This is a genomic window from uncultured Fibrobacter sp. (assembly GCF_947166265.1).
Classification (GTDB): Bacteria; Fibrobacterota; Fibrobacteria; order Fibrobacterales; family Fibrobacteraceae; genus Fibrobacter.
In genome coordinates this window covers 30,028-56,510 of the sequence record NZ_CAMVDO010000014.1, presented here as the reverse complement: position 1 = coordinate 56,510, position 26,483 = coordinate 30,028, and the positions used below count along the sequence as shown (strand labels likewise).

19 protein-coding genes and 4 tRNA genes are annotated in these 26,483 nt (G+C 52.4%); 3 read left to right on the top strand and 20 right to left on the bottom strand.

Annotated features, from left to right (window positions below):
• The first annotated feature begins 61 nt into the window (after positions 1-61).
• Positions 62-1,219 (top strand): glycoside hydrolase family 26 protein, encoded by a 1,158-nt coding sequence (locus Q0W37_RS08885; protein WP_297700680.1) that lies wholly within the window; start codon positions 62-64, stop codon positions 1,217-1,219.
• 34 nt (positions 1,220-1,253) lie between these two features.
• Positions 1,254-3,068, top strand: a complete 1,815-nt coding sequence (locus tag Q0W37_RS08880; RefSeq protein WP_297700678.1) for an acyltransferase — start codon at positions 1,254-1,256, stop codon at positions 3,066-3,068.
• A 117-nt stretch (positions 3,069-3,185) separates the two neighbouring features.
• Here the strand turns inward: Q0W37_RS08880 and Q0W37_RS08875 are convergent, their stop codons facing one another.
• The 19 genes from Q0W37_RS08875 to Q0W37_RS08785 form a co-directional block, all read right to left on the bottom strand.
• Positions 3,186-6,338 (bottom strand): hypothetical protein, encoded by a 3,153-nt coding sequence (locus Q0W37_RS08875; RefSeq protein ID WP_297700676.1) that lies wholly within the window; start codon positions 6,336-6,338, stop codon positions 3,186-3,188.
• Positions 6,339-6,347: 9 nt separating this feature from the next.
• Positions 6,348-7,442 carry a hypothetical protein gene (locus Q0W37_RS08870; RefSeq protein ID WP_297700674.1) on the bottom strand — a complete coding sequence of 365 codons (1,095 nt, stop codon included), beginning with the start codon at positions 7,440-7,442 and terminating at the stop codon, positions 6,348-6,350.
• Positions 7,443-7,654: 212 nt separating this feature from the next.
• Entirely contained in the window at positions 7,655-8,131 is a 477-nt protein-coding gene (gene rpsG / locus Q0W37_RS08865; RefSeq protein ID WP_073057334.1) for a 30S ribosomal protein S7, read from the bottom strand.
• 12 nt (positions 8,132-8,143) lie between these two features.
• On the bottom strand, positions 8,144-8,533 hold the full coding sequence (rpsL, locus tag Q0W37_RS08860) for a 30S ribosomal protein S12 (protein WP_072980597.1): 390 nt from the start codon (positions 8,531-8,533) through the stop codon (positions 8,144-8,146).
• 66 nt (positions 8,534-8,599) lie between these two features.
• Complete coding sequence (rpoC, locus tag Q0W37_RS08855) at positions 8,600-13,045, bottom strand: DNA-directed RNA polymerase subunit beta' (protein WP_297700670.1); 4,446 nt, start codon at positions 13,043-13,045, stop codon at positions 8,600-8,602.
• 1 nt (position 13,046) lies between these two features.
• On the bottom strand, positions 13,047-17,318 hold the full coding sequence (gene rpoB / locus Q0W37_RS08850) for a DNA-directed RNA polymerase subunit beta (RefSeq protein WP_297700668.1): 4,272 nt from the start codon (positions 17,316-17,318) through the stop codon (positions 13,047-13,049).
• 122 nt (positions 17,319-17,440) lie between these two features.
• Positions 17,441-17,812: a 50S ribosomal protein L7/L12 gene (gene rplL, locus Q0W37_RS08845; protein WP_072980602.1), complete on the bottom strand. Its 372-nt coding sequence runs from the start codon at positions 17,810-17,812 to the stop codon at positions 17,441-17,443.
• 51 nt (positions 17,813-17,863) lie between these two features.
• Entirely contained in the window at positions 17,864-18,400 is a 537-nt protein-coding gene (gene rplJ / locus Q0W37_RS08840) for a 50S ribosomal protein L10 (protein WP_297700666.1), read from the bottom strand.
• 8 nt (positions 18,401-18,408) lie between these two features.
• Positions 18,409-19,095, bottom strand: coding sequence for a 50S ribosomal protein L1 (rplA, locus tag Q0W37_RS08835; protein ID WP_297700664.1), 687 nt, complete (start codon positions 19,093-19,095; stop codon positions 18,409-18,411).
• A 40-nt stretch (positions 19,096-19,135) separates the two neighbouring features.
• Positions 19,136-19,561 carry a 50S ribosomal protein L11 gene (rplK, locus tag Q0W37_RS08830; RefSeq protein WP_297700662.1) on the bottom strand — a complete coding sequence of 142 codons (426 nt, stop codon included), beginning with the start codon at positions 19,559-19,561 and terminating at the stop codon, positions 19,136-19,138.
• A gap of 29 nt (positions 19,562-19,590) precedes the next feature.
• Positions 19,591-20,139 carry a transcription termination/antitermination protein NusG gene (gene nusG / locus Q0W37_RS08825; protein WP_297700660.1) on the bottom strand — a complete coding sequence of 183 codons (549 nt, stop codon included), beginning with the start codon at positions 20,137-20,139 and terminating at the stop codon, positions 19,591-19,593.
• 5 nt (positions 20,140-20,144) lie between these two features.
• On the bottom strand, positions 20,145-20,333 hold the full coding sequence (gene secE / locus Q0W37_RS08820) for a preprotein translocase subunit SecE (RefSeq protein WP_072980610.1): 189 nt from the start codon (positions 20,331-20,333) through the stop codon (positions 20,145-20,147).
• A gap of 19 nt (positions 20,334-20,352) precedes the next feature.
• Positions 20,353-20,425: transfer RNA gene (locus tag Q0W37_RS08815), tRNA-Trp, on the bottom strand.
• A 12-nt stretch (positions 20,426-20,437) separates the two neighbouring features.
• A complete protein-coding gene (gene rpmG / locus Q0W37_RS08810; protein WP_072801172.1) occupies positions 20,438-20,590 on the bottom strand; it encodes a 50S ribosomal protein L33 in 153 nt (50 codons plus the stop codon).
• A 12-nt stretch (positions 20,591-20,602) separates the two neighbouring features.
• Positions 20,603-21,787 (bottom strand): elongation factor Tu, encoded by a 1,185-nt coding sequence (gene tuf / locus Q0W37_RS08805; protein WP_072981006.1) that lies wholly within the window; start codon positions 21,785-21,787, stop codon positions 20,603-20,605.
• A gap of 22 nt (positions 21,788-21,809) precedes the next feature.
• Positions 21,810-21,881 (bottom strand) — tRNA-Thr (locus Q0W37_RS08800).
• A 43-nt stretch (positions 21,882-21,924) separates the two neighbouring features.
• Positions 21,925-22,007: transfer RNA gene (locus Q0W37_RS08795), tRNA-Tyr, on the bottom strand.
• Positions 22,008-22,016: 9 nt separating this feature from the next.
• Positions 22,017-22,089, bottom strand: a tRNA-Thr gene (locus Q0W37_RS08790).
• A 233-nt stretch (positions 22,090-22,322) separates the two neighbouring features.
• Positions 22,323-23,207 (bottom strand): hypothetical protein, encoded by an 885-nt coding sequence (locus tag Q0W37_RS08785; RefSeq protein WP_297700658.1) that lies wholly within the window; start codon positions 23,205-23,207, stop codon positions 22,323-22,325.
• A 102-nt stretch (positions 23,208-23,309) separates the two neighbouring features.
• Between Q0W37_RS08785 and Q0W37_RS08780 the strand changes: the two genes are divergently transcribed.
• The gene (locus tag Q0W37_RS08780; protein ID WP_297700656.1) at positions 23,310-23,720 is read left to right on the top strand and encodes a thioesterase family protein; all 411 of its coding nucleotides are present in this window, start codon (positions 23,310-23,312) and stop codon (positions 23,718-23,720) included.
• 53 nt (positions 23,721-23,773) lie between these two features.
• On the opposite strand, the gene Q0W37_RS08775 is transcribed toward Q0W37_RS08780, so the two are convergent.
• Positions 23,774-26,446: a fibro-slime domain-containing protein gene (locus Q0W37_RS08775; RefSeq protein ID WP_297700654.1), complete on the bottom strand. Its 2,673-nt coding sequence runs from the start codon at positions 26,444-26,446 to the stop codon at positions 23,774-23,776.
• Positions 26,447-26,483 lie beyond the last annotated feature (37 nt).

The window sequence follows — 26,483 nt, the reverse complement described above, 5'->3', positions numbered from 1 at the left end:
CATTTCAAAAATCGAGGCTATCATGTTCAAATCGTTACTCTTCACATTGGGGATTTTGCCTATGACCGCTTTAGCATTCCAAATCGGCGCCTGGGTCGGTGGCCCGGGTCAGTATCCGCAGCCCACACAGCAGAACGTGCAGGCATTCCAAGACTTACAGGGTACGCACCTCGACCTCATCAGCTACTTCGCACTCTTCGATATCAACGACTGGAATGCAACTGAGCAGTATGCAAACGTCGCCAAGAACAACGGCTCCACGCTGGTGGTCACCTGGATGGCGAACGGCTACAACGCCCAGGACCTGGTCGACGGTAAGGCCGACACCTATATTCGCGACTATGCGAAAGGGGTCAAGAACTACGGCGAAGAAATCTGGCTCAGGCCGCTCCACGAAGCGAACGGCGACTGGTACGACTGGGGCGTGGGTAAGGCTGGCGCCGGGAATACCGACGCGAATGTCGCCGAGGCATTCCGCCATATCGTGAATATCTTCCGCGAAGAAAACGTCACTAACGTAAAATGGGTCTGGACCACCAACGCTTCTAACGCAGGAACGGGCACAACGCTCACCGGCAACTACCCCGGCGACGAATACGTGGACTACATCTCCATCGACGGCTACAACTGGGGCAAATGCCAAAGCTGGTCCAGCTGGCAGACGTTCTCGCAGGTATTCAAGAAGGCGTACAACGCGCTCGCGAATATCGACAAGCCGCTCTTCATCGCCGAAATTTCCAGCTCCGAACTCGGCGGAAACAAGGCCGAGTGGATTACCGATATGTTCGATCACTTCGCCACGGACTTCTCCCGCGTATTTGCAGTGATGTGGTTCAGCCAGAGCAAGGAAGCGAACGAGGGCGACTGGGCGCTCAACACTTCGCAGGCAGCCGTTGACGCCTGGAAGGCCGGCATCGCCAAGATGAAGGCAAGTGAGCCCACCTCATCCAGCAGCCAAGACATAAACTCAAGCTCTTCGGACAACAACACTGGTATCAAGCCGACCGGGAGAACCACCAGCAGCTCCTTTCGCCTGCAAGACGGCAAGCTCTACATGCAAACCGACAAAGCACTAAAGGCTAGCGTCGTGCAGTTCGACTACCAGGGCCGCATTTTGTGGCGGAGCGCCGTACAGCACTTTGCCCCGGGAGTACACGCCATCGAAGTTCCCAGAACAAACGCACAAAACATTTTCCGTCTTGACATCCAACACCATTAGCTGTTCTCGCAAGCTTTAATACTATTTTTGGGGCATGTACACTTTGCCCTACCGCAACGACATTGACGCCTGGAAGGGATTCGCTATATTGGCGGTTGTCCTTTACCATCTCGGCATCCTCAAAACAGGCTACCTTGGCGTAGACCTGTTTCTTGTTATCAATGGCTACCTAATCATCCCGTCACTCACGGCTAAAATCAATGAGCGTTGCTTCAGCTATTTCGGTTTCCTGAAAAAAAGGTTGCTCCGCCTTGCCCCACTCGTGATTATAGCATCCTCCGTATGCCTTGCTGTGGGCTACTCGGGCATGCTTCCCGATGATTACGAAAACTTATCCGAAACGGCTGTGGCTTCCAACTTTTTTTCGCAGAACATTCTTGCAAGCATCACCACCAAGGACTACTGGAAATCAAGTAACGCCTTCAGCCCGCTGATGCACATGTGGTTTGTCGGCATCCTGATCGAGTTCTATGTGGCATTTCCCCTGATTCTTCTCGCCCTGCGCAAGGTGACGCATTCCCTCGACCGTAAAAAGACGAACCTGCTGCTCACCTTCATCTCGGCCATCTCATTTGCCCTATTCATCAATCCGGACGTTCCTGTAGGCAATCGTTTCTACCTGCTCCCCTACCGCCTTTTCGAATTCACGCTAGGCGGTCTCATCGGCTGTAACATGGCATCCATCACCACAAAAGTGGCGCAAGCCAGGGTTCTACGAATCCTGCAGTCGGCTGGAGTACTCGCCCTCATCGGAACCATCGGCCTAAGCCTCGCCTACATCCACGGCGACACCCTCGGACTGGAACTTTCGATTATCGGCGCCGAAAGCCCAGCACCATTCTCGTCCGAAACAGCGAGGAATCTTTTAATACTTTTCACCTCGCTATTTGCAAGCATCGCCATTTCACATAACTACAGCAACAGCAGGCTTGCCGTGAGCCACTTCGGCAAGATTCTCGAAATTATCGGTAAGGCAAGCCTCAGCATTTTCGTATGGCATCAAGTTATCATCGCGTTCTACAGATACTTTGTATCGCCCGAACTTTCAGTAACATTCTTCGCCTATTTCATCACGACACTAACCCTACTCACGTTCGCCTCTTTCCGCTACGTCGAAAAACTGAAATTCAACATCAAAAGCATCGCAGCCCTTATCGCCTTATTCTCGAGCAGTACCGCATTCGCCCTGTTCGTCTACCTACACGCAGGCGTCATGCGCGACGTTCCCGAGCTGGACGTTTCCAAGAACAACCTACAGCGCAACATGTTCGCCCTGTACTGTGACCGCGTCTACGAGCTTGACCGCGACTTCCCGCAAAACGAAAAGCCGAACGTACTCATCGTTAACACTTCGTTCGCACGAGACTTCGCGAACGTGCTGCTGGAATCAACGTACAAGGACAGCGTGAACATTTCCTACGCTGCCGAATGGGACGAAAGCCTGCTCCCGCGAGTCCGCGAAAGCGACTTCATCTTCTCGTTCGGATTCAAGAGCGAAGTTCCGCAATACGTATTAGAGAACATCAAAGCAAACGCCAAGATCAAGGGCATCGGCACTAAGAACTTCGGATTCACGAACGGAAACGTCTACGCCAAGCGCAACTCCCCCGACTATTTCAAACAAACTCTTCCGCTATACCGCGAACTTGAACAAGCGAACCGTCAAATGAAACAGAGCTGGAACGGAGACTACATCGATCTCGTGGCGCTCTCGCTCGATAGCAACGGGCGCATCCGTATTTTCACCCCAGAACACAAGTTCATCAGCCAGGACTGCAGCCACTTCACGCAAAACGGCGCAAAGCATTTCGCCTCGCTCATCGATTGGTCCACGCTCCTTAGTCGATAGAGATTGCCGCGCCCCCGGCATAAGGTTGGTGAGCCTGTCGAACCACAACAACATCTCATAAAACAGAAAAGCTCCGCTTTTAAGCGGAGCCCTTCCAAACAACGGCGCTATTCCCTATTAGTCGTCCCATTCATAAGAAAACTTGAACTTGAGTCCGCCATGGGGTTCATCACCGCAATCACCATCACACCCATTATTGGACGGATTGTATTCCACACCGCTCATGCCCCAGTTGAACGTGACTTCAGAACCATTTGGGGGAACACTATTATTCTTGGCGTTGGGAGTCCCACTCCACTTGTTGTTCAGAACCTTCGCAAAATTTTCGTAGGGCCAGAAAATCGAATGCTGCGCTGCGTCCGAAGTATATAGACCACCATCATATCGCGCGTGCAGATTGAGCTGGAAGCCACCCGACCCCATTTTAACTGTATATATGGTCTTGTCAACCGGAACCGCATCATTGTCACCATTACTATCAGAATTATCTTCATACACAATCTCATCACCATGGCTAGTCCTGCCCGCATTATAGAACCAGGCGCGATAGTGGTGAGCCTGGGACCATATCCCCGATTGATTGACATGGAGCCACGCCTGGATAGTCGCGTCAAGCCTAACGCCCTTGTACCAGTACTCACTGCCATGGCCGGTCATTTGGAATTTGACCTTAATAAGTCCTACAGCCTTCTCCTTTGTATCGGTCCCCTTCGAGAAGACATATTTATTGCCAACTTTTGTATATGCAAGAACCTTGTAGTCATAATAAGGGGAGCCACCACCCACATTGTCCGTATAGCTGTCTTTCGTGGAATCAATGACACCCAACATCATAATTCCACCATCAAGATACTTATCCGCAATGGGCTTATAACTCAATTCATCGATTTCCTTTCGAGCAAGGTTCGAATAGTCATTAGTTGCCCTTAGAACCACATACCCACTCACTCGAGCATCTGAGCTCTTCTCAAAATTAAGCACAATGGCGGAATGTTCGCTATTTCTGGACAATTCCAGACCCTTTGGCGGAGCCAAGGAGGACTTGATATTCAACGTATGGGACAGGGAACTCTTTTCATCTTCAGAAGTGACCGTAATGGCAAACTTGTTAAACGGATTGTCCTTTGTGGCAGGAGAAAGCGTTCCGCATTTGCTCTGTGCCGAAGAGAACTCGAAATAGTCATCCTTCTGGGTAACGACACAGACAGAATCTCCGCGTTTCACGGTGACTCTCGCCACGGGTTCCTTCGTCTTCACTCGAACAGCGAAGGTTCCTTCATAAACCATATCGGGCCATTCAAAGTTTGTCGAATCGCAGGACCCCGACTTGCATCCCGGCTTCACCATAACGTACTTTTTCTTGCTGACATCATATACATACAAAGTATCAATGACCGTACTTGTATACAGCTTCCTTACGGTCGGTTCGGGATCGTCCTTGTCGTCAATTCCGTCTCCATCTGTATCTTTCCTGGCCGGATTGGTGTAGAACGGTCCTTCCGAACCCCTTTTCCATCCCTTGATTTCGTCATAGTCCGAAATACCGTCGCCGTCGCTATCCACATTGTTGTCATCCGTCCCCTGTAAATCTTCCGTACTGGCAGGAACGCCGTCATGGTCTAAGTCTTCGTTATAAATAAACTGTACAAAGTCCCCGGCATCAACAAACAAAGTATCCAGCATCACGCTTCCAATGTAAAGCGAATAGAGAGTGGTGTACTGGGGATTCGAAGCCCTAGTGATTCCCAAGAACCAGGCAGACGTGTCGCCCGACTTTGCCGAATAGCTGACCCCGTCCAGGGATTTCAGGGCATACACCTTTTTCCCGGCGGGATTCACCAGAGAATCCTCTTCATACTTTACCTTCAGCGACTTGAGGAGATCCGCCACGGAAACCGGTACATAACGGTCGGCAGTCATACCGTTGGCAGTCTTCACCAAGTAATTGGTAGCCACACGGAACTCCTTCAAGTTCTTTCCGGCCGTTTTCCTGAGACGCGGACCGTAGTCAATAATGACGCTCGCCGTCTTGGCGAAGGTATTGGTGTACGCCCCCGTAAAATCGTTCGCCCCCGAGCCGTCCTTCTGTAGCGTTATCGTGTAGTCCGTAGCACTCAGGAACAGGACTCCCGGATTATAAAGGACGTCCTCCACCTGCGACACGGAAAGGTTTTCGTCACAGAACGACACGCTGGAACTCTGCCCCGGCGTCAACGAAATCGGACTCAACTTGTTCACCGCGTTCTGCGTCGAAATGATGGAAGTCCCCTTATGGAGCAGATTGGCGCTGACACTCAAGGTCAAGGAATTGATTGTATACGCGATCGCTCCCGTATTTGACAACGAAACATTCACGCATAACTTGGCTCCATTAATCGTCACGTTTTCACTACGTGCAGTTGCCCGCGCCTCCTCGTATTTTTTCGCAAGACTTTCCTGGGTGCTAGACGTCCAGCCATAGCCCTGGGATTCCGTTACGGAGCCACTGTAATTCGCATGGCCAACGGCATGAAAATGTCCTCCTGTAGTTCCTATTTCAACACCCACTTCCCAGCCATCCATCAACTCGGAGCTGCGAGTTTCGTTGTAGGCATTGCTATGCATCACTTCCTCTGTCGATCCCGTAGCAACTGTATAGGTGTCCGAACTTCCGGTTGTCTTGGATTTTTTCAGGTAAATTTCCGGAGCATCGACCAGTTTCACTTCGAGGGAGGGCAGATTCGCCACCTTCGGGTTCCAGGAACTGTAGCCAATCTCCTCGTTGTCCTTCCAGGAGTCGCCATCCGTATCGTCGGAATAAGGGTCCGTCCCATAAATGAACATTTCCTCGACATCGGAGATTCCATCCTTGTCGGTATCGTTCGACAGATACATATTAACAACATCTACCGACTGGATATCACTGATATTGAAGGTATACTTGCCGCCCATCGAACCCAGGGACTTTACGGCGATTGTCATCGTCTCGTCCTTACCGATCTCGTTGAACTTTATGTCCTTGAAGAGTTCCAAGGGCATCTCGTACATATCATTTTCTTCGAGGTCCTTAAGCGGCTTGGTCCCCTTGACCTTAAGCATCAGAGAATCCCCTTCCTCGTCGGGCTGCTCCTTCATAAAATTGATGGAATACACTTCTATAAGGTTTGCCTTGTAGGTCGAGTACCCCTGATATCCGGCATAACGGTACCGCAGCATCATCTCACTTGCAGAAGATGTGACGGAACAAGCAAGAGCAACGAGGAAAAGTCGTTTTAGAATTTTCGTATTCATGGTCGCCTCCTACTTGACAATTACCCGCTTGGCATTATGGTAATAGGTTCCCTTGGTGTTGGGCTTACCCTTGAGTTTCCGGCCCTGCAAGTCATACCAGTTATCCAGTCGAATAGCCCCGGTCCTTGTATTGATAGACCCTCTACCCACAACCATCGTGTTTTCGACAATTTCCACATCGAGGGTCTTGGGCATGGAGGACTTCTTGCCGCTGTACACAAGATAGGCCTGCAAAGGATAGATATCATCATCCTTTCCCGCCAAAACGAACTCGCCCACCTTGGGTTCCTTTTCACCCGTCACGGCAAAGTCAAACAGCTTTCCCTGACCTTCCTCGAAATCACCGAAAGCGGAATAGCAATACACCCCTCTCACTTCCCAGTCCCCGAAGGAGAGATTGTTCCTCACAGTCTTCTTGAACGTAACAGGGCCGTCAAAAGTCATGACCGGTCCCGTCGCTTCTATTAAGTAGGGCGTGTACGCCTTGATCTTAGATTTCGATGACACACGGGAAGCCACCACCTTCCATGTACCATCGCTTTTCTGCACATTCAATGCGTAGAACTTGACCCCATGAACCTTGCCAGCTTCTATATCAAAAGGCAGGAACAAGGTAGAATAGGAACCCGTCACAAATTCCCTTTCGAAGAAAACCTTGTTGATGGTGATGTCCTCGTGCACTCTGATAGTGTCAGGAACGGTCCAGTCACCTTTTATACGGGCGACCGATCCATTCTCGGCGTAGGACAATGCACCGAAATACATACCATGCATCTCGTCACCGTCATCTCCTAGAAGCATAGGGATTTCTCCATCGACGCCATCGAAGACGGCCTGAAGGTGGTTGTACTCGACAAAATCAACCAATTTCAGGTTGGCCTCCTTAAACTTGTCCGGGCTCCCTATCCCCGAACTATCCTTCAAGTCCGCCTTGAACGTGATTGAATCCACATGTTCCGCCAGGAACAAGCGGGTAGAGCCATCCTTCATCGTCACGCGAAGAACACGTGCAGCATCGTACGGGGATGTCTCGGCCAGGGAACTTACGGACAACAATCCCGTCAGAACCGCCATGACAGAAGCAAACCGGAAAAAGCCTTTCATAGGGCTCACCTCTCAAAAAATGTTTTTTGAACGAAATACATCCTAAATGTACACTTTTTCTTTACAAAACAGACGTTTTTTTCGAAAAGTTATATTACAAAAAGGCATATTCCATTTTGGAATATGTCCCTTAAACGACACTCGCAAAAAAAAGAAAAGCTCCGCTTTTAAGCGGAGCCTCTCTCTAGGATAATTCTGTGCTAATGCAAGAATTAGAAACGGAAGTGGGCGAAAGCCTTGTTGGCTTCGGCCATCTTGTGCGTGTCGTTCTTCTTGCGGACAGCGTTGCCTTCACCGTTCTTGGCAGCAACGAGTTCAGCAGCAAGGCGGTCAGCCATGTTGGCTTCGTTGCGGTTACGGGCGGCATCAAGGAGCCAACGGAGAGCGAGGGCCTTGGCGCGGTCCGGTGCAACTTCCATAGGAACCTGGTAGTTAGCACCACCGATACGGCGGGACTTCACTTCGAGGCGCGGCTTGATGTTTTCGAGGCAGAGTTCGAACTTTTCGAGCGGAGATTCCGGACCTTCGAGCTTCTGGCCGAGGTTTTCGAGAGCGGTGTAGACGATCTGTTCAGCGATGGTCTTCTTGCCCTGCTTCAGCACGACACCGACGAGTTCGGTAACGAGCGTGGACTTGTAACGCGGATCCGGGAGGATGGAGCGATGGAGAGCCTTTCTTCTTCTAGACATATTCTACCTTCCTTACTTCTTGGCCGGAGCGGCACCCTTCTTCTTAACACCGTACTTGGAGCGGCCGTTCTGGCGACCGTTCACAGCCTGGGTATCCAGGGTACCACGGATGATGTGGTAACGAACACCGGGGACGTCCTTCACACGACCACCGCGGATGAGCACGATGGAGTGTTCCTGGAGGTTGTGGCCTTCACCAGGAATGTATGCGGTCACTTCCATCTTGTTGGAAAGACGCACACGGGCGATCTTACGAAGAGCAGAGTTCGGCTTCTTCGGGGTGCTGGTGTACACGCGGGTGCAAACACCGCGCTTCTGGGGGCAGGACTTCAAGGCCACGGAAGCGGTCTTGTTGCTGATCTGTTCACGTCCGTTGCGGACGAGCTGTTGAATAGTTGGCACTGTTAATCTCCTAGATTTTGGAGTGCAAATATAGTTTCTTTTTCCAATTTTTTCAAGTAGTCGGGGTTAATTATCCGAATCATCCTCGTCATTGATGCCGACTTCGTTGTCCAGCATCTGGATTCCGTTGTCGGAGGATTCTTCGTATTCACCCTGAATACCCATAGGCCGAGCCGCGGCATCCAGTTCGGCATCGGCATCCACCACTTGGACGTTCCTCAAGTGGCGAGCACCCGTACCGCACGGGATAAGACGACCCATAATCACGTTTTCCTTAAGACCCAGGAGCGGGTCAACGCTACCTTCGATGGAAGCGCGGGTAAGGATCTTTGTGGTTTCCTGGAACGAGCAGGCAGAAATGAAGCTGTCTGTCGCCAAGGAAGCCTTCGTGATACCAAGGAGCATCGGCGTGAAGGTCGCCGGAGTCTTGTCGACAGCAGTCAACTGATCGTTGATAGCGCGCAGACGGGCCTTGGAAATTTCTTCGCCCGGAAGCAGTTCGGAGTCTCCGGAATCCTTGATGCGAACCTTACGCATCATCTGGCGGACGATACATTCGATGTGCTTATCTGCGATAGCCACACCCTGCAGGCGGTACACCGCCTGGATTTCGTTCACCAAGTGACGCTGGACCTCTTCGGGGCCAAGGACGTCGAGGATATCGTGGGGATCCACGCTTCCTTCACTGATCTTCTGACCAATGTGGACACGGTCACCTTCGTTGACCGCCAGATGGACGCCGCGGGGAACCAGCACTTTCTCTTCCTGGTCATCCATCTTAATGTAAACAACCTGATTGTTGCGGACTTCTTCGATCTTTTCGACCAAGCCGTCGATCGGAGCGATGAATGCCTTGTTCTTCGGCACACGAGCTTCGAAGAGTTCGGCCACGCGCGGAAGACCACCCGTAATATCGCGGGTCTTACCGGCTGCGCGCGGAAGTTTTGCAACAGTCTGACCGACGCTCACCATGTCGCCAACCTTAACCGTAAGGATAGCGCCGTCCGGAAGCATGTAGTTACCGATTTTCGTGTTAGAAGAATCGACGATGGTAACTGCCGGGTGGAGGTCCTTCTTGCCGTGCTGCTTGTCGCTAATCACGGTCCAGGTTTCCACGCCCGTCACTTCGTCAGTTTCGGAACGGTAGGTGCGGTTTTCAACCATGTCCGTAAAGACAACCTTACCAGAAACGTTACTGATAATCGGGCTGTTATACGGATCCCATTCGAACATCACGTCGCCAGCGTTTACCGTCTGGCCGTTTTCGACATGGAGGATAGAGCCGTACGGAATCTGGTAACGACCCTTGTTGATGCCGGTCTTGTCAAAGATAACGAGTTCAGCCATGCGGCTGGTAACGACCTTCTGGCCTTCGTGTTCGACAGTTTCAACCTGTTCGAGTTCGATGTGGCCGTCGACGGTTGCCTTCTTGTCGCTTTCGACAGTCAGACGAGAAGAAGCACCACCGATGTGGAAGGTACGGAGGGTAAGCTGCGTACCCGGTTCACCGATGGACTGTGCAGCGAGCACGCCCACGGCTTCGCCCAGGTCAACCGGACGACCGGAAGCAAGCATACGGCCGTAGCACTTGGAGCAGACACCGTTGCGGGAATCGCAGGTGAGCACCGAGCGCATCTTAATGTGTTCGAGACCCGTCGCAGAAATCTTCGCGAGGTCACGTTCGGTCACGAGTTCGCCCGCCTTCACGATCACTTCGCCAGTGACCGGATGCTTGATGTCATCCACCGGTGCACGACCGAGGAGACGTTCTTCAAGAGCGATCACGGTATCGTCACCGTCCTTGAACGCGGAAACTTCGATGCCGTTCGTGGTACCGCAGTCTTCTTCGGTAATCACGAGGTCCTGGCCCACGTCCACGAGACGGCGTGTCAGGTAACCAGCGTCAGCCGTCTTAAGAGCGGTATCAGCCAAACCCTTACGAGCACCGTGAGACGAAATGAAGTATTCCATCACGTTCAGGCCTTCGCGGAAGCAGGACTTAATCGGGTTTTCAATAACTTCCTGACCACCGAGCTGCTTGATCGGCTTCTGCATCAAACCACGCATACCGGACAGCTGCTTAATCTGTTCACGGCTACCACGAGCGCCGGAGTCGGCCATCATGTAAACCGGGTTGAAGCCGTCACGGTCGCTGGAGAGCAAGTCCCACTGCTTGGCAGCGACTTCGGAGGTCGTCTTCGACCAGACGTCGATCGTCTGGTTGTAACGTTCACCGTCGGTAATGACACCATCTTCGTACAGGCCACGAATCTTGGAAACCTGTTCAGCGGCCTTGTCGAGCATTTCCTGCTTTTCCTTCGGGATCACCATTTCGGCGATAGCCACAGAAGAACCGGCGCGGGTTGCCCACTTGTAACCATTCGCCTTCAGGTCATCGAGGTAATCCACGGTCACGCGGTTACCGGTGCGGCGGTACAGGTCGTCGATGGACTTAGCGATCACCTTCTTGCCGAAGGTTTCGTTGGCGTAGCCGAGTTCCTTCGGAACGAATTCGTTGAAGATGATACGACCGACGGTCGTCTTGATAACATTGTCTTCCTTAAGGGTAAGGAACTTGATCTTTTCGCCAGCCTTGACTGCGACTTCGATGTTGCCATTGTCGTCAGCAGCTTCGCGGAGGCACACGGCATCCTTTTCGAGGGCGCCCATGTAGACCTTGCGGCCAGCCTTGAGCTTCAGATAAACGATAGCATTCAGATCGACAACACCGTTTTCGTAAGCGCGCACGGCTTCGGCGGAGTCGAAGAAGTGCATGCCTTCACCCTTACGTGCCGGACGCGGCTTGGTCAGGTAGTACAGACCGAGCACGATATCCTGGCCGGGTACCGCGATCGGCTGACCGGAAGCCGGGTGAAGAATGTTGTTCGAAGAGAGCATGAGAACGCGGCATTCGAGCTGCGTTTCGAAAGACAGCGGAAGGTGGCATGCCATCTGGTCACCGTCGAAGTCCGCGTTGAATGCGGTACAGACGAGCGGGTGGAGGCGGATAGCGTTACCTTCGATCAGGCGCGGGTAGAAGGCCTGAATACCCAGACGGTGAAGCGTCGGGGCGCGGTTCAGCATCACCGGGTGGTCTTCGATAATTTCTTCGAGGATATCCCACACTTCCGGACGTTCGGCGTCCACGTACTTCTTAGCGGACTTGAGAGTATAGACGATACCTTCTTCTTCCAAACGGTGGATGATGAACGGCTTGTAAAGTTCGAGAGCCATGCGCTTCGGCAGACCACACTGGTGCATGCGAAGTTCCGGGCCCACCACGATCACGGAACGACCGGAGTAGTCCACGCGCTTACCGAGCAAGTTCATACGGAAGCGGCCCTGCTTACCCTTCAGGAGTTCGGCGAGGCTCTTCATCGGACGTGCGGAGCCGGCACGTGCAGTGCGGCGACCGCTGTCGAACAGCTGGTCCACGGCTTCCTGCAACATACGCTTTTCGTTGCAGAGAATCACGTTCGGAGCGCGGAGGTCGATCAACTTCTTCAAACGGTTGTTGCGGTTGATGACGCGGCGATAGAGTTCGTTCAGGTCGGAAGTCGCAAAGCGGCCACCTTCGAGCGGAACGAGCGGACGCAGATCAGGCGGAATCACCGGAAGCACGTCGAGGATCATCCAGGACGGCTGGTTTGCCAAAAGACGGGCTTCTTTCGGATATGCCTTGCGGAAATCTTCGTAGGCGTCGGCAACGATAAAGGATTCGTGCGAGGTTTCGTAGTCCCTCTTGAAATCGGCAACGGCTTCGGCGAGACCACGGAGCCAGGGCTGCTGGGAATCGGCCTTCATCGCCTTTTCAGGATTTTCGTAGTAGCTACGGAAACTGTCACGCTGAGACTTCAGGAAAGCGTCCACCACCTTGAGGCGCTTCAGGGCGTCGTCCTGCTTCGTCTTGGACTTGGACTGAGCCTGAATACGGAGTTCCTGAGAAAGTTCAGACAAATTCACGTTATCGAGCAACTGCTTGATAGCGGATGCACCCATCTGGGCCTTGAAGTTACGGCCTTCGTTGATAAGGTCCTGATACTGGGCCTCGTCAATCAGGGCGTTCTTCTGCAGGTCTGCGTCACCCGGATCGATCACCACGTACTTTTCGTAGTAGATGATGTAGTCGAGGTCCTTGGTGGAGAGGTTCAGGAGGGCGCCAATGACGCACGGCTGGTTACGGACGAACCAGGTGTGGGTCAGAGGAATAGCAAGTTCAATGTGGCCCATGTACTTGCGGCGCACGTTGGAGTGAGTCACTTCAACGCCGCAACGGTCGCAAACGACACCCTTGTAGCGGATGCGCTTGAACTTACCGCAGTTACATTCCCAGTTCTTCACCGGTCCAAAGATCTTTTCGCAGAAAAGACCATCCTTTTCGGGCTTGAAAGAACGGTAGTTGATGGTTTCGGGCTTGGTCACTTCACCATGGGACCAGCTACGGATCATTTCCGGAGCGGCGAGGTGAATCGAAATATCGCCAGAATTGTCGCGTTCAATTTCTTCGACCATATTACTTATCTCCATTGGTCTGAATATTGAGACCCAAAGAACGAACTTCGCGGATCATAACGTTGAAGGATTCAGGAACACCCGGCTTCGGCGTGTTCTGACCGTGCACGATAGCGTCGTACACCTTGGAACGGCCCTGCACGTCATCGGACTTGACCGTGAGGAGTTCCTGCAGCGTGTAAGCGGCACCGTAAGCTTCCATAGCCCACACTTCCATTTCACCGAAGCGCTGGCCACCGAACTGGCTCTTACCGCCAAGAGGCTGCTGGGTAACGAGAGCGTAGCTACCGATAGAACGGGCGTGGATCTTGTCGTCCACCAAGTGACCGAGCTTGAGGTAGTACATGTAACCGATCGTCACCGGGTTCAGGAAAGCTTCACCGGTACGGCCGTCATAGAGCTTTGCCTTACCGATAATCTTGTTGTTGTCCGGATCCATTTCGTAGTTCACGATCGGGTTCTTCTGGTAAGCCTTTTCGAGTTCCTTGCAGATATCTTCGAACTTGGCACCGTCGAACACCGGAGTCGTCACCTTGAAGCCGAGCGTCTTTGCAGCCCAGCCCAGGTGAACTTCAAGCACCTGACCGATGTTCATACGAGAAGGCACGCCCAGCGGGTTCAGAAGGATCTGCAGCGGACGACCGTCTTCGGTGAACGGCATGTCTTCGACCGGCACGATCTTCGAGACGACACCCTTGTTACCGTGACGACCAGCCATCTTGTCACCGATAGAGAGGCAACGCTTCTTCGCGATGTAGACCTTCACGCACTTGAGCACGCCCGGCTTGAGTTCGTCGCCCTTCGTGACCTTGTCGATTTCCTTTTCCATGGTACGGGTCAGGGTATCGAGGTTGTCGCGAGCAACGAGCACGAGCGAAAGAACCTTTTCCTGGAGTTCGTCGTCACCCACCACGAAGGTAGATGCCGGAGAGACCTTGGTCACATCGATAGCGGAGAGGTTCTGTTCGGTGTAGGTCTGGCCTTCGCGAATCAGGAGTTCGTGAGTTTCGTTGTCCATGACCTTGCCGGCTGCCTTGCCGCCGAGGAGTTCGAACAAGTGTTCGGAACAGGAAGCCTTGATCTTGTCGATCTGCTTCTGGAAATTGGAGCGGATATCGTTGATGGTTTCCTGGTCCTTTTCCTTGCTGTTCTTGTCGGCCTTGTCCTTCTTGCTGAAGATGCGGGTTTCAAGCACCACGCCCTTCATTCCCGGAGGAGCCTTCAAAGAAGAATCGCGGACATCGCCGGCCTTTTCGCCGAAGATAGCGCGGAGCAGGCGTTCTTCCGGAGAAAGTTCGGTTTCGCCCTTCGGAGTCACCTTACCGACGAGGATGTCGTCAGCCGTGACTTCGGCACCCACGCGGATCACGCCGTTTTCGTCGAGGTTCCTAAGAGCATCTTCGCCAACGTTCGGAATTTCACGGGTGAGTTCTTCGGGGCCGCGCTTGGTGTCGCGGACTTCCATTTCGTATTCTTCGATATGGATAGAGGTAAAGGTATCCTTGATGGCGAGTTCTTCCGAAATGATAACGGCGTCTTCGTAGTTGTAACCGTTCCAGGGGAGGAAGCCGATGAGGATGTTCTTACCGAGAGCCAGTTCGCCGTGGTCGGTGGAAACGCCGTCGGCAAGCACGTCGCCCGCCTTGACGAAATCGCCCACGTCAACGATAGGCTTCTGGTTGATGCAGGAATCCTGGTTGGAACGTTCGAACTTACGGAGCACGTAGGTGTCGATAGGATCCTTGCCCAAAAATTCGTAGTTTTCGCCGAGGCCGGTGAGAGGCACGAAGTTGCCGTCCACCATGTCGCCACGCTGCACGGTAATGTTGCGTGCATCGACGAAGGTCACCTTACCGTCGTGCTTGGCGCGGACCACCGTACCCGAGTCGAGAGCGGCGCGGCGTTCGAGACCCGTACCCACGACCGGAGCTTCGGCGCGGAGCAGAGGCACAGCCTGGCGCTGCATGTTAGAACCCATCAATGCACGGTTAGCGTCATCGTGTTCGAGGAACGGGATAAGACCAGCGGCGACAGACACGATCTGCATCGGGGCCACGTCCATGAGGTCGATGCGTTCGGTTTCTTCGTCGTCGAGGGCAAAGCTGTCCTGACGCATGAGGTGCGGATATTCGCTCTTGTCACGGACGATCACGTAGCCGTCCATGTCGCCCTTGAAGCGGTTGTCGTCGGTGAGTTCGGTCGATGCCGGAGCCACCTTGAAAGCGTCTTCTTCGTCGGCAGTGAGGAAGGTGATGTAGTCGGAAACGATCTGTTCCACGACGGTGCCCACCTGTTCGTAATCGGGCTTGCCGTTAAAGTCTTCGACAGTGAAACCGTTACGGTAGTAGGTCACGTTGCCATCGACATCCTTGAACGCGAACACCTTGTTCACAAAACCTTCGAACAGGGCACGCTGCTTGATGTCGAGGTTCATGCGCACGGAGTCGATCTGCTTCTTGGTCAGTTCAAGTTCCAGGAAGAGGTGCGGGTCGTGCACGAAAGCCTTGAAGATACCGAAATGCCACTTGGATTCGGGAACCTTCACGATGTTGCCCTTGGCGTCCTTGAAGTCGATGAGACCCACGATACGGTACGGGGTTTCAATAAAGCCGAAGTGGTTCACCACGGCAAAGGAGGCGAGGGAGTTGATAAGACCGATGTTCGGGCCTTCCGGAGTTTCGATCGGGCAGAGACGGCCGTAGTGCGTGTAGTGCACGTCACGGACTTCGAAGCCTGCGCGTTCGCGGGAAAGACCACCAGGACCGAGAGCGGAAAGACGACGCTTGTGAGTGAGTTCAGAAAGCGGGTTCATCTGGTCCATGAACTGGGACAGCTGGCTGGAACCGAAGAATGCCTGGACCACGGAGGAAACCATGCGAGTGTTCACGAGGTCGCGCGGAGTCATCTGTTCGTCTTCGCCGTGGAGGTTCAGGTTCTCGCGGATGACGCGAGACATACGGGAAAGACCCACGGAAATCTGGTTGGCCAAGAGTTCGCCAACGGAACGGGTACGACGGTTGCCCAAGTGGTCGATATCGTCGAGAGCAAAGCCTTCGGTACCGTTGTAAAGACCGATCATGTACTCGATGATGGCAAGGAAGTCCGCCTTGCTCATGGTCATCATGGTAAGGGACGGAATCTTGAATTCGTCGCCGAGTTCAGCGAGGATTTCGCGGATTTCGGGCTTGCTGTAAATCTTGGCGTTCAAGCGGTAACGACCCACTTCGCCGAGGTCGTACTTGTGCGGATCGGAAATGAACTGGCTGTCGAAGTAGATTTCGGCAGTGCGCATGTCCGGAGCTTCGTCCTGCTGCTGGTGAGTCACGGAGTAGATAGCCTTGAGGGCGTCTTCGCGGGACTTCGTCTTGTCTGCAGCGAGGGTGTAGTGGATAAGCAGATTGTCTTCTTCCTTGGAAAGGAGGACAACCTTTTCAACGCTGCTCTGGCGAAGGACTTCGAGCTTCTTGTCGTCGATCACTTCGTTTGCAGCGAGCACGACTTCACCGGTATTGGTATCGATGACGTCTTCGAAAACAACGCGGTCAATCAGGACGCAGACGCCGTTTTCATCGTACTGTTCGGCCATTTCTTCCACGGAGACTTCTTCGGTCTTCTTGTAGAAAAGCTTGAGGATGTCTTCGGTGGTTTCGAAGCCAAGGCAACGGAGCATGACCGTTGCGGCGAGCTTCTTCTTGCGGTCGATCTGAAGATAAAGGGTATCGCCTTCGGTATTGAACTCGACCCAGGCACCACGGTGCGGAATAATGCGGCTCTTGTAGTCGGAACGGCCGTTCTGCTGGAGTTCTTCGTCAAAGCTAATACCGTAGGAACGGTGCAACTGGGAAACGACAACACGTTCAGCGCCGTTGACGATGAACGTTCCGTTTTCAGTCATGATCGGGAGTTCGCAAATAAGGACGTCGTTCTTGACTTCTTCCTTGAGCTTGCGATCTTCGCCATCTTCCTCGAAACTCTGGAGAGAAAGGGTGGCATAAAGCTCCATAGAATACGTGAGCCCACGCTGACGGCATTCTGGGATGCTGTATTTCGGGATACCGAAATAGTAACCTTCGTAATTAAGAGAATAGAGTCCCTTGACGTCGGTAATGGGGAAAATATCCTGGAACACGCGTTCCAGCCCAACCTTGAGACGTTTTTCTTGCGGGATTTCCTTCTGGAGGAATTGCTCGTACGAAGCCTTCTGGACTTCGATCAGGTACGGGAGTTCCAGCTGGAACTTATTGGAGGAATAGCTTTTTCGCTCCGTGGTCATTTGAAATACCTCATCCGGTGAAGAGCTTTTTTATCTAAAAATAGCAAAAAAGTTTAATACACCAAAAGCCCGCACATAAAGTGCAGGCAGTTGGCGTATAATAAGTCAATGAAGTGAAAGCATTACTTCAGAGCGACCTTTGCTCCGAGATCTTCCAAGTCCTTCTTGAGCTTTTCAGCGTCAGCCTTCGGCATTGCTTCCTTGACCACGCTGTTGGCCTTTTCGACCAGGTCCTTAGCTTCCTTGAGGCCCAGACCGGTGATGGCGCGGACGGCCTTGAGGACGTCCATCTTCTTAGCGCCGCATTCGACGAGGATGACGTCGAATTCAGTCTTTTCTTCAGCAGGAGCGGCAGCAGCGGCGGCCATTACGACAGCGCCACCGGCAGCAGCTTCGATGCCGTGGGTTTCTTTAAGGTAGTCAGCCAAAGCCTTGGCTTCGAGAAGGGTAAGACCAACGATTTGATCGCCCAGTGCCTTGATATCAGTTGCCATGATGTGTTTCTCCGATTATTCCGTTTAAATTTTTTGGTTTGTGGTTTGTTGTTAAGCTTCCGCAGCGGCTTCAGGAGCAGCTTCGGAGCCCGATTCTTTTTCCAGCTTTTCCTGGAGCGTCTTGATTTGACCGGCGATCGTGGAACCAGGTCCGAGAGCGATGGAGACGATCTGAGCGATCATGCCCTTACGATCCGGGATCTTAGCGAGGTTCACGACTTCGGAGCCAGGCATCGGCTTACCATCGAGGTAAACGCTCTTGGCAACCAAGAAATCGGGGTTTGCTTTGTGGAATGCTTCAATTTCGCGAGCGGGCAGAAGCGGGTCTTCTTCGAAGCCGACCATAACGGATGTTGCACCGGTCAGCAAATCGTCGAGACCTTCGACCTTAAGAGCGGCGAGCACGCGCTTGAGAAGAGTATTCTTCACAGCGTGGTACTTAACACCCTTAGATGCGAGTGCCTTGCGAAGGGCATTGTCCTTTTCTACGGTCATGCCTTGATAATTGAGCAGATAGACGGCGGTTGCGCCATTGAAGGACTCGACGAGCGCGTCCACGGTCTGTTGTTTTTTAACTACAGCTTTCATGGTATCTCCTAGCGCGTCAGTGCCATATCAAGTTTGATGCCCGGAGCCATCGTTGCGGACAACGTAAGGCTCTTAATGTAGGTGCCCTTAGAAGATTGAGGCTTGTTCTTAACGACAGAGTCGATAACAGCCTTGGTATTTTCAGCCAGCTGTTCGACACCGAAGGAGAGCTTGCCTACGGGGGCATGGACATTAGCGCCCTTGTCAACGCGGTACTGGATCTTACCAGCCTTGAGTTCCTTAACCGTCTGGGCAACGTTAACCGTAACCGTGCCGGCCTTCGGAGAAGGCATCAAACCGCGAGGACCGAGGACCTTAGCGACCTTACTAATCACCGGCATCATGTCGGGAGTAGCAACGACGGAATCAAAGTCCAGCCAGCCTTCCTGAATCTTCTGAACCAAGTCAGCACCACCTGCGTAGTCAGCACCTGCGCTCTTAGCAACTTCAAGGTTATTGTCCTTGCAGAAAACCAAGACGCGGACCTGACGACCGGTACCATGCGGCAGCACAACAGTGCCACGAACCACTTGGTCGGAATGTTTTGGGTCCACACCGAGATTGAAGTGTACTTCGACCGTCTGGTCGAACTTCAATTCGGACTTTTTGAGTATTTCGATTGCTTCCTTCAAATCGTACGCCTTGGTGCGATCGAAAGATTCAGCAATCTTTTTGTATTTTTTTCCTCTGAACATGAAATTTTCCTGTCAGATACGTAACGGTGAATTACCTGCCTCAGTCAACCACTTCAATACCCATGGAGCGAGCAGTACCCGCGACCATGCGCATAGCGGCTTCGAGGTCGATTGTGTTTAGATCCGGCATCTTCTTTTGGGCGATATCCTGGACCTGGGCCTTGGTGAGCTTACCAACTTTCTTACGGTTGGGTTCGCCAGAGCCGCTTTCAATGCCGGCAGCCTTCTTGATGAGGGCCGGAACCGGCGATACCTTCGTGATGAAGGTAAAGCTCTTATCGGCATAGACCGTAATAACGACCGGGATAATCATTCCCTTGTCGTTCTGGGTCTTAGCGTTGAACTGCTTGCAGAATTCCATGATGTTCACACCCTTCTGACCAAGGGCGGGACCTACCGGGGGAGCCGGGTTAGCGGCGCCTGCAGGAATCTGGAGCTTAATATAACCTGTGATTTTCTTTGCCACTGTGTTATCTCCGTTTCAAAACCGTAGAATTAAGCGATGTCGGACTCAACCTGGTTGTAGGAGAGTTCGACAGGCGTAGAACGACCGAAGACAGTCACCATGACCTTAATCTTGGTCTTGTCTTCCATGATTTCGTCTACGACGCCCACAAAGTCCTTGAAGGGACCTTCCTTGATGCGGACATTTTCGCCAATAGAGTACGGGTTTTGGATCTCGCCTTCAGTAGAGCCACTAGGATCAACTCCAAGAAGACGATCGACCTCGCTCTGTTGCAAAGGAATGGCCACCCTCTTAGTGGGGGTCATTCCAAGGAAATGGGTGACGCCATTGATGTTCATCACCAAATGCTGGGTGAGCTCGTCCAGCACCATTTCGATGAAAACGTAAGTGGGCATTGCGTTCTGGACGGATACATGACGATGACCGCGAACGGTGGAAACCACCTCGCGGGTCGGTACGATAATCTGTCCGAACTTATCTTGAACGCCTTCGCGTTCAATCATCTGCTCGATACGTTTCTTAATGTTATTTTCTTGACCGGAAAAGGTGTGAATGGCATACCACTTCATATCAGGCATAACAACTAACCTCTTCCCATAATCTTGTCAATAATCCAAGAAAAACCAACGTCGAGTCCGGCAATGTACAGACCCATAATGACGCTGAAAAGCATCACTACCAAGGTGGAACCCTTAAGTTCTTCCCAAGTAGGCCAAGTGACTTTCTTCAGTTCCTCGATGGATTCCTTGACATATTGCTGGATCTTGCGCATAATGACTCCAGGAAGTGAGCAGGTCGGGAGGGACTCGAACCCCCAACCAACGGTTTTGGAGACCGTGACTCTACCAATTGAGCTACCGACCTATTCGGACTTCCTTACTTGGTTTCCTTGTGAACAGTATGCTTGCGGCAGAACGGGCAATACTTCTTGTACTCTACGCGAGAGGGGTGAAGACGCTTGTTCTTGTCGCAGTCATAGTTGCGCTGATTGCATTCGGTGCATTCGAGCGTGATGAGTTCTCTGGGCATTTTATTATCCGATTACTTGATGATTTCGGTTACGGAGCCAGCGCCAACGGTACGGCCACCTTCGCGGATTGCGAAGCGGAGCTGCTTTTCCATTGCCACCGGGGCGATCAGGTTCACGTGGATGGTCACGGTGTCACCCGGAGTCACCATTTCGACACCTTCCGGAAGCTGGATCGTGCCAGTCACGTCGGTGGTGCGGAAGTAGAACTGAGGACGGTAGCCGTTCATGAACGGTGTGTGACGGCCACCTTCGTCCTTCGTAAGAACGTAGATTTCTGCCTTGAACTCGGCGTGCGGAGTCACGGACTTCGGAGCTGCGAGCACCTGGCCGCGGCTGATGTCCTTCTTTTCTGCGCCGCGGAGGAGCAGACCGACGTTGTCGCCAGCCTGGGCGTCGTCGAGGAGCTTGCGGAACATTTCAACGCCGGTAACGACGTATTCGGCAGTTTCGCCGAGACCAACGCGTTCGACCTTGTCGTTCAGGTGAACCACGCCGCGTTCGATACGACCGGTAGCGACAGTGCCACGACCGGTGATGGTGAACACGTCTTCGATCGGCATCAGGAACGGCTTTTCGGTTTCGCGGGCCGGCAGCGGGATGTAGGTGTCGCAGGCGTCCATGAGTTCCATGATCTTGTCCTGGTAGGCAGGGTCGCCTTCGAGGGCCTTGAGGGCGGAACCGCGGATGATCGGGGTGTTGTCGCCGTCAAATTCGTACTTGGACAGAAGGTCGCGAACTTCCATTTCCACGAGGTCGAGGAGTTCTTCGTCGTCCACCATGTCGACCTTGTTCATGAACACGACGATCTTCGGCACGCCCACCTGGTGAGCGAGGAGGATGTGTTCACGGGTCTGGGGCATCGGGCCGTCAGTAGCGGCCACGACGAGGATAGCGCCGTCCATCTGGGCAGCACCGGTCACCATGTTCTTAACGTAGTCGGCGTGCCCCGGGCAGTCGACGTGAGCGTAGTGACGGTTTGCAGTGGTGTATTCGACGTGAGAAGTGTTGATCGTGATACCACGGGCCTTTTCTTCGGGAGCGTTGTCGATTTCGTCGAAACGCTTGGCGGCGGCGAGGCCGCGTGCAGCGAGGGTCGTGCAGATTGCGGCGGTCAGAGTGGTCTTGCCGTGGTCAACGTGGCCGATGGTGCCGATGTTGCAGTGCGGCTTGCTTCTGTCAAAATGTTCTTTTGCCATGATTCTATCTCCATTTAGTGAGAGCCCAGATCGGGAGTCGGACCCGAGACCTCTTCCTTACCAAGGAAGTGCTCTACCACTGAGCTACCTGGGCATAAGCCCTACGATGCCTTAGACACCGTAGGGCTTGATTGTCGTGGGCCGTCGTGGTTTCGAACCACGGTAGGCGTAAGCCAACGGATTTACAGTCCGTCCCCTTTAACCACTCGGGCAACGACCCATTATGTCGAGCCAAAGATAGGAATCGAACCTACGACCGGCTGATTACAAATCAGCTGCTCTACCAGCTGAGCTACTTTGGCATATCCTATTTTCATTACTGTAGATAGGAGTGAGCCAAATTTAATAAGTTTTTCCCTGTTTTGTCAACGAAATTCGGCGTTTTTTTCAAAAAAAAATGATTTTTTTCAAGAAACCTGTATACACAATAGACAAAATAGTGTGAATAGACTGTTGATAAAGTTTAAAGTTCCTAAAAAAGGCCCTCTCCCTACCGGAGAAGGCCTCGATACTAATAAAACTTCCCTATCTGGTATTACTCGAAATCCTCGAACCACAATTCTTCAAGAGTGAGGTTTCCACTCAAGAAGGCCGGGCACAAGCCGTCCCTATAGAAAGAAACAATCGATTCCAGCGGAGCACCTTCCGTAAGCTCCGTCGAGGTAATCGTCGCACCGTCGCAAACGACATTCACCGATTCCGCATCAGACTTGTAAGTATCGCATACAGCCTGCAGGGTCGCCGCGTCAACACCGGTATAGGATTCCGTGATAGTGATGTAATCGCCCCTGTACTCGCCCACGACAGTCACCGTCCTACTCGGGAAGACGATTTTCTGGGTCACGATATTTCCCGCGACATCGACATCGCAAGAAACCGCCCGCTCCGCGGAAACATCCCCCGGGCTTTCACTAAACTTATCAGCCACTTCCTGCATATTTTCGCGGAAATTATCGCATCTTTTCGTCAGACCCTCGACCATTTCCTGAATCAACTCACCATCCAGAGGACGCGCAGCGTCTTTCGGGATGCTGCGATCCGTAACGACACGGTCCTCGGAACACACGACATAGTCGGCACCGAACCTGTCCTTCATATTTTTGCACACATCGTCAACCTCCATCAAGAACAGCCCCGACATACGATAGTCTACCAAGACATAATAAGACCCGTCTGCATTCCAGGTTCCCGATTCTTCCGCCCTAAATGTCGAGCCGAACTCTTCCGCGCTGGCAATCATAGTCACCGACGAGGACGTCGCATAGACATCGCAACGCCCCGTCACGTTCCCCTGTTTTACAGGGGCGGTGTACTTGAGGTCACCGTACGGGGAACCGCCGTCCGACGAGGTCGAAGAATCGCAAGCGACGAGAGCCCCTGCAACAGCAAACGCAGACACATACTTGAGGGTATTTTTCATTTGTTCTCCTTTTTCTGGCAATTTGCATGAATAATGTAATAAACAGAATCAAAAAAACAAGGTTCGCATCGAGTTTTCGCCCCTTTTATATATATTTGGGGCATGGAAATTTGCACACACAAGCACACCGCAAGAATTGAAGTCCGCTATGCAGAAACGGACCAGATGGGAATTGTCCACCACTCCGTTTACGCCGTATGGTTCGAACAGGCCCGCACCGAATTTTTCCGCACCGCAAACGCAAGCTACGCCGACATGGAAGCGGAAGGCTTTGCCGCCCCGGTCCTGGAGCTAAACGTCAAGTACAGGCAGCCTACCCACTACGGGGAATTCGTGGACATAGAAACCACCATGGTGCGCGAAGGGACGCTCAAGTTCCGCTTTGAATACAAAGTTTTCGTGAACGGGAACCTTTGCACTACGGGATCGTCGCTGCACTGCATGACCAAGGGCGGACGGCCCACGCGGGAACTGCCCAGCAGCTTTGCCAAGTTCGAATTCGTGACTGAATAGAAACATTATAGAAACATTAAAAAAGGCATGCCTGCGCGGGCATGCCTTTTTTCTTATTTCACAGTGATTAAAGCGCTGCCCGTCCTGGTCTTGACGATATAGCGGCCAGCATTCCTTACTTCAAACTGCATTGTGGAAGAAGATGCCCTGCGGCTTGCAATGACGCGGCCCTGCAGGTCGAGGAGAGCCACGGGTTCATTTGCGGTAAGCCCGGAGACTTCTATGCGGAGGGCTTGCACGCCGACACGCAGATTCGACTTTGCGGCACGGGTCATGCCGATAGCCTTTTCTCCCAGATGTTCAGGATCTTCTTCAAAGACGTCTTCGACTTCCACTTCGCAGGGTTTCATCCGTTCCGCCACATCGGACTGGTCCAGATAAATGTTGCTGAAGATGTTCATGTTGCTCATCGTGGTACGACGGTCACAGAAGAAGATGTCGATATCGTAGGTGTTTCCGACAACGAGCGGTTCGTCGTTCTTGTCGGTCAGGAGGGACAAGTCGGCATATCCGGGAGCGGCCATGTGAGTGCCGCCCAAGTCGATCGCGAGCTTTCCTCCGATAAAGATCCAGATGTCGTCATCGCCACGGACGCCAAATTTTTGCCCTTTCTTGTAGGTGAACTTGGCATGGCTTTCAAAGCAGAAATGCTGGTTTCGTCCCGGAGTTGTAGACGACCAACGGGGATTTCCCCCTTCACGGGTGCTCACCTTTTCATAGGAATCAAAGAACGTCCAGCCTTCGGGTGCATCGCTCGAGCAAGACCATCCCCAAACGCAAAGCGAGCTACCTCCCGAAATGCCCAAATAGCTGGATATCGGCATGTTAAGGTCATCGCCATTTGCAAACAGTCCTGTACAATCGATGCCCTTATTCCACCCAATTCCCTGACACAGGACGTTCATCTTCATGACCTTTTCGGTAGAGTCCAGTTCACGGAGTACCGGGCCGATAAACACGGGGCCTTCGGCAGGGCGCTTTTTCCTCGCCTCCGGAAGCGGAGTTCCGGCAACGATATCGCCATCTTCGGTTAACTCGGCAGGATAGTAACCACCGACTACAGGAGCTCCCGGAGAGGTATAATAATCCGAGGAGAATTCCCACTTGCCCAAACTATTCAGGGTAAACGGAATCGTGGAACAAGAAGTTTCGTTGACGCCATCGGTCGAATTGAACAGCTGGTTAAAAAAATCGGAATTAATAAAGCACCTTTCGCCCGCCTTGGTAAGAACCGGCTTGTGGTCGTCGCCAAGGATTAGTCCCACAATTCCAGGAGTCACTCCAATACAGGCGTTCACCGCCGCCTGCGCCTCGATAGGTTCTACCCCCTGGGCACCCACCTGGCAACCTTCGCCACCCATCGCATAGCAGGAGAATGCCGGATGCAGTTCCGCATCGGTATCGTAGACAATGCCCTGCAGGTGCACACTACAAATTCCCTCGTAGTTCGGATCTTCGGCATACCAGTAAACCTTTTCCGGGTCATTTGGCACATAGAACAGTTCATTTGTTTTCAATTTCTTGAACAGGGAATCGATGTTCACTTTTTTGGCAAACGTGAGCGAGTGATCTTCTGCGTTATAGAAGGTCGCCTTGGTCGGAATTTTCTCTTCAAAGAAAAGTGTCGAATACCAGCCACAGTGCCCCGTTTCTACGTCCATATCCGTAAAGTTTTTTCCGTCGGTGCTGAAGGTAGGCGTTTCACCGAACCATTTTGCGATCTGCGGCGGGATTACGTGCAGAGTCTTGAGGGCTTCGGGTTCCTTGGTGCGCACCAGCGTTTCGTGCGCCTTTTTCGGATTTTCAAAAACATAGAGCGTGTCGTGAGGCTTGATACCCAGCTCGGATTTGAAGCAGAAATATTCACTGGTATAGGAGCCACCCACATTGTAGAAATCCTTATAGATAAAGTGCCCCTGGCAATGTTCAGGTTGATCCGTAAACGAAATCAGGCCGTCGTATGCATGATAAAGCGTATCGGTCGCAAGCGTATCGTAGACATGTTTCCAGACCTTGCGCGAACCTATCGTGTCGCGTTCAATAATGGTAGACCCCGTTTCGTCGTCAATGATACAATAGCCATCATCATCTTTCTTGCAGCGACTAACGACCTCGTACTCGGTCGTCTGTACGGAATCGACCTTGATATCCATCCTGACATACATGGACTTGAATTCATTACTTACAACGTACCAGCCCTTCGAGTTTTTCTTGGTTACCGGGACGAAGCGATAGCCATCCAACACGACATAGTTGTTTTTCCAATCGGTCTTGAAATAGACCACCGGAGGAGTCACCTTCTTGTGGTAAGTGGAACTTCCCCAGAAATCGATATACAGGTTTTTCTGCTTGTCAAAGTCAGATTCCGAAAATACGCGGGTTGCACTATAATAGTACGTCCTGGAATAGCCGACCAGTTCACCCTCGTCGTAGACATCTTCTACAAGGGTATCCTGCTCTCCGCTGTAAAAGCAGAAAGGCGCAATGGTATCGCCATCGAGCAAGTTCTTGACGGCATACTTGTACCACCCGAACTTGTCCTTGCTCTTAAGCAAGACGTCGTTTTCGCTCTTTTTGAGCACATGGCCCAAAGAATCCCTATTCGGACACCCCGGCGAGACATATATGCTTTTAACTCTTGGATTCAGGAACACGTTTCCCGAATAGTCCATGGAAAAGGCGAAAGCGGCAAGTGCAAGCGCCATCATCAGGGTTATTCTTTTCATCTTTTTCCTTCCTAATTAAATTTGTCCTAAAAATAAA

Excerpts from the sequence above, each read along its gene's own strand:
- Q0W37_RS08885 (WP_297700680.1), top strand. The coding sequence starts at position 62 with ATGACCGCTTTAGCATTCCAAATCGGCGCCTGGGTCGGTGGCCCGGGT.
- Q0W37_RS08880 (WP_297700678.1), top strand. The coding sequence starts at position 1,254 with ATGTACACTTTGCCCTACCGCAACGACATTGACGCCTGGAAGGGATTC.
- Q0W37_RS08875 (WP_297700676.1), bottom strand. The coding sequence starts at position 6,338 with ATGAATACGAAAATTCTAAAACGACTTTTCCTCGTTGCTCTTGCTTGT.
- Q0W37_RS08870 (WP_297700674.1), bottom strand. The coding sequence starts at position 7,442 with ATGAAAGGCTTTTTCCGGTTTGCTTCTGTCATGGCGGTTCTGACGGGA.
- rpsG (WP_073057334.1), bottom strand. The coding sequence starts at position 8,131 with ATGTCTAGAAGAAGAAAGGCTCTCCATCGCTCCATCCTCCCGGATCCG.
- rpoC (WP_297700670.1), bottom strand. The coding sequence starts at position 13,045 with ATGGTCGAAGAAATTGAACGCGACAATTCTGGCGATATTTCGATTCAC.
- rpoB (WP_297700668.1), bottom strand. The coding sequence starts at position 17,318 with ATGACCACGGAGCGAAAAAGCTATTCCTCCAATAAGTTCCAGCTGGAA.
- rplL (WP_072980602.1), bottom strand. The coding sequence starts at position 17,812 with ATGGCAACTGATATCAAGGCACTGGGCGATCAAATCGTTGGTCTTACC.
- rplJ (WP_297700666.1), bottom strand. The coding sequence starts at position 18,400 with ATGAAAGCTGTAGTTAAAAAACAACAGACCGTGGACGCGCTCGTCGAG.
- rplA (WP_297700664.1), bottom strand. The coding sequence starts at position 19,095 with ATGTTCAGAGGAAAAAAATACAAAAAGATTGCTGAATCTTTCGATCGC.
- nusG (WP_297700660.1), bottom strand. The coding sequence starts at position 20,139 with ATGCCTGATATGAAGTGGTATGCCATTCACACCTTTTCCGGTCAAGAA.
- secE (WP_072980610.1), bottom strand. The coding sequence starts at position 20,333 with ATGCGCAAGATCCAGCAATATGTCAAGGAATCCATCGAGGAACTGAAG.
- rpmG (WP_072801172.1), bottom strand. The coding sequence starts at position 20,590 with ATGCCCAGAGAACTCATCACGCTCGAATGCACCGAATGCAATCAGCGC.
- tuf (WP_072981006.1), bottom strand. The coding sequence starts at position 21,787 with ATGGCAAAAGAACATTTTGACAGAAGCAAGCCGCACTGCAACATCGGC.
- Q0W37_RS08785 (WP_297700658.1), bottom strand. The coding sequence starts at position 23,207 with ATGAAAAATACCCTCAAGTATGTGTCTGCGTTTGCTGTTGCAGGGGCT.
- Q0W37_RS08780 (WP_297700656.1), top strand. The coding sequence starts at position 23,310 with ATGGAAATTTGCACACACAAGCACACCGCAAGAATTGAAGTCCGCTAT.
- Q0W37_RS08775 (WP_297700654.1), bottom strand. The coding sequence starts at position 26,446 with ATGAAAAGAATAACCCTGATGATGGCGCTTGCACTTGCCGCTTTCGCC.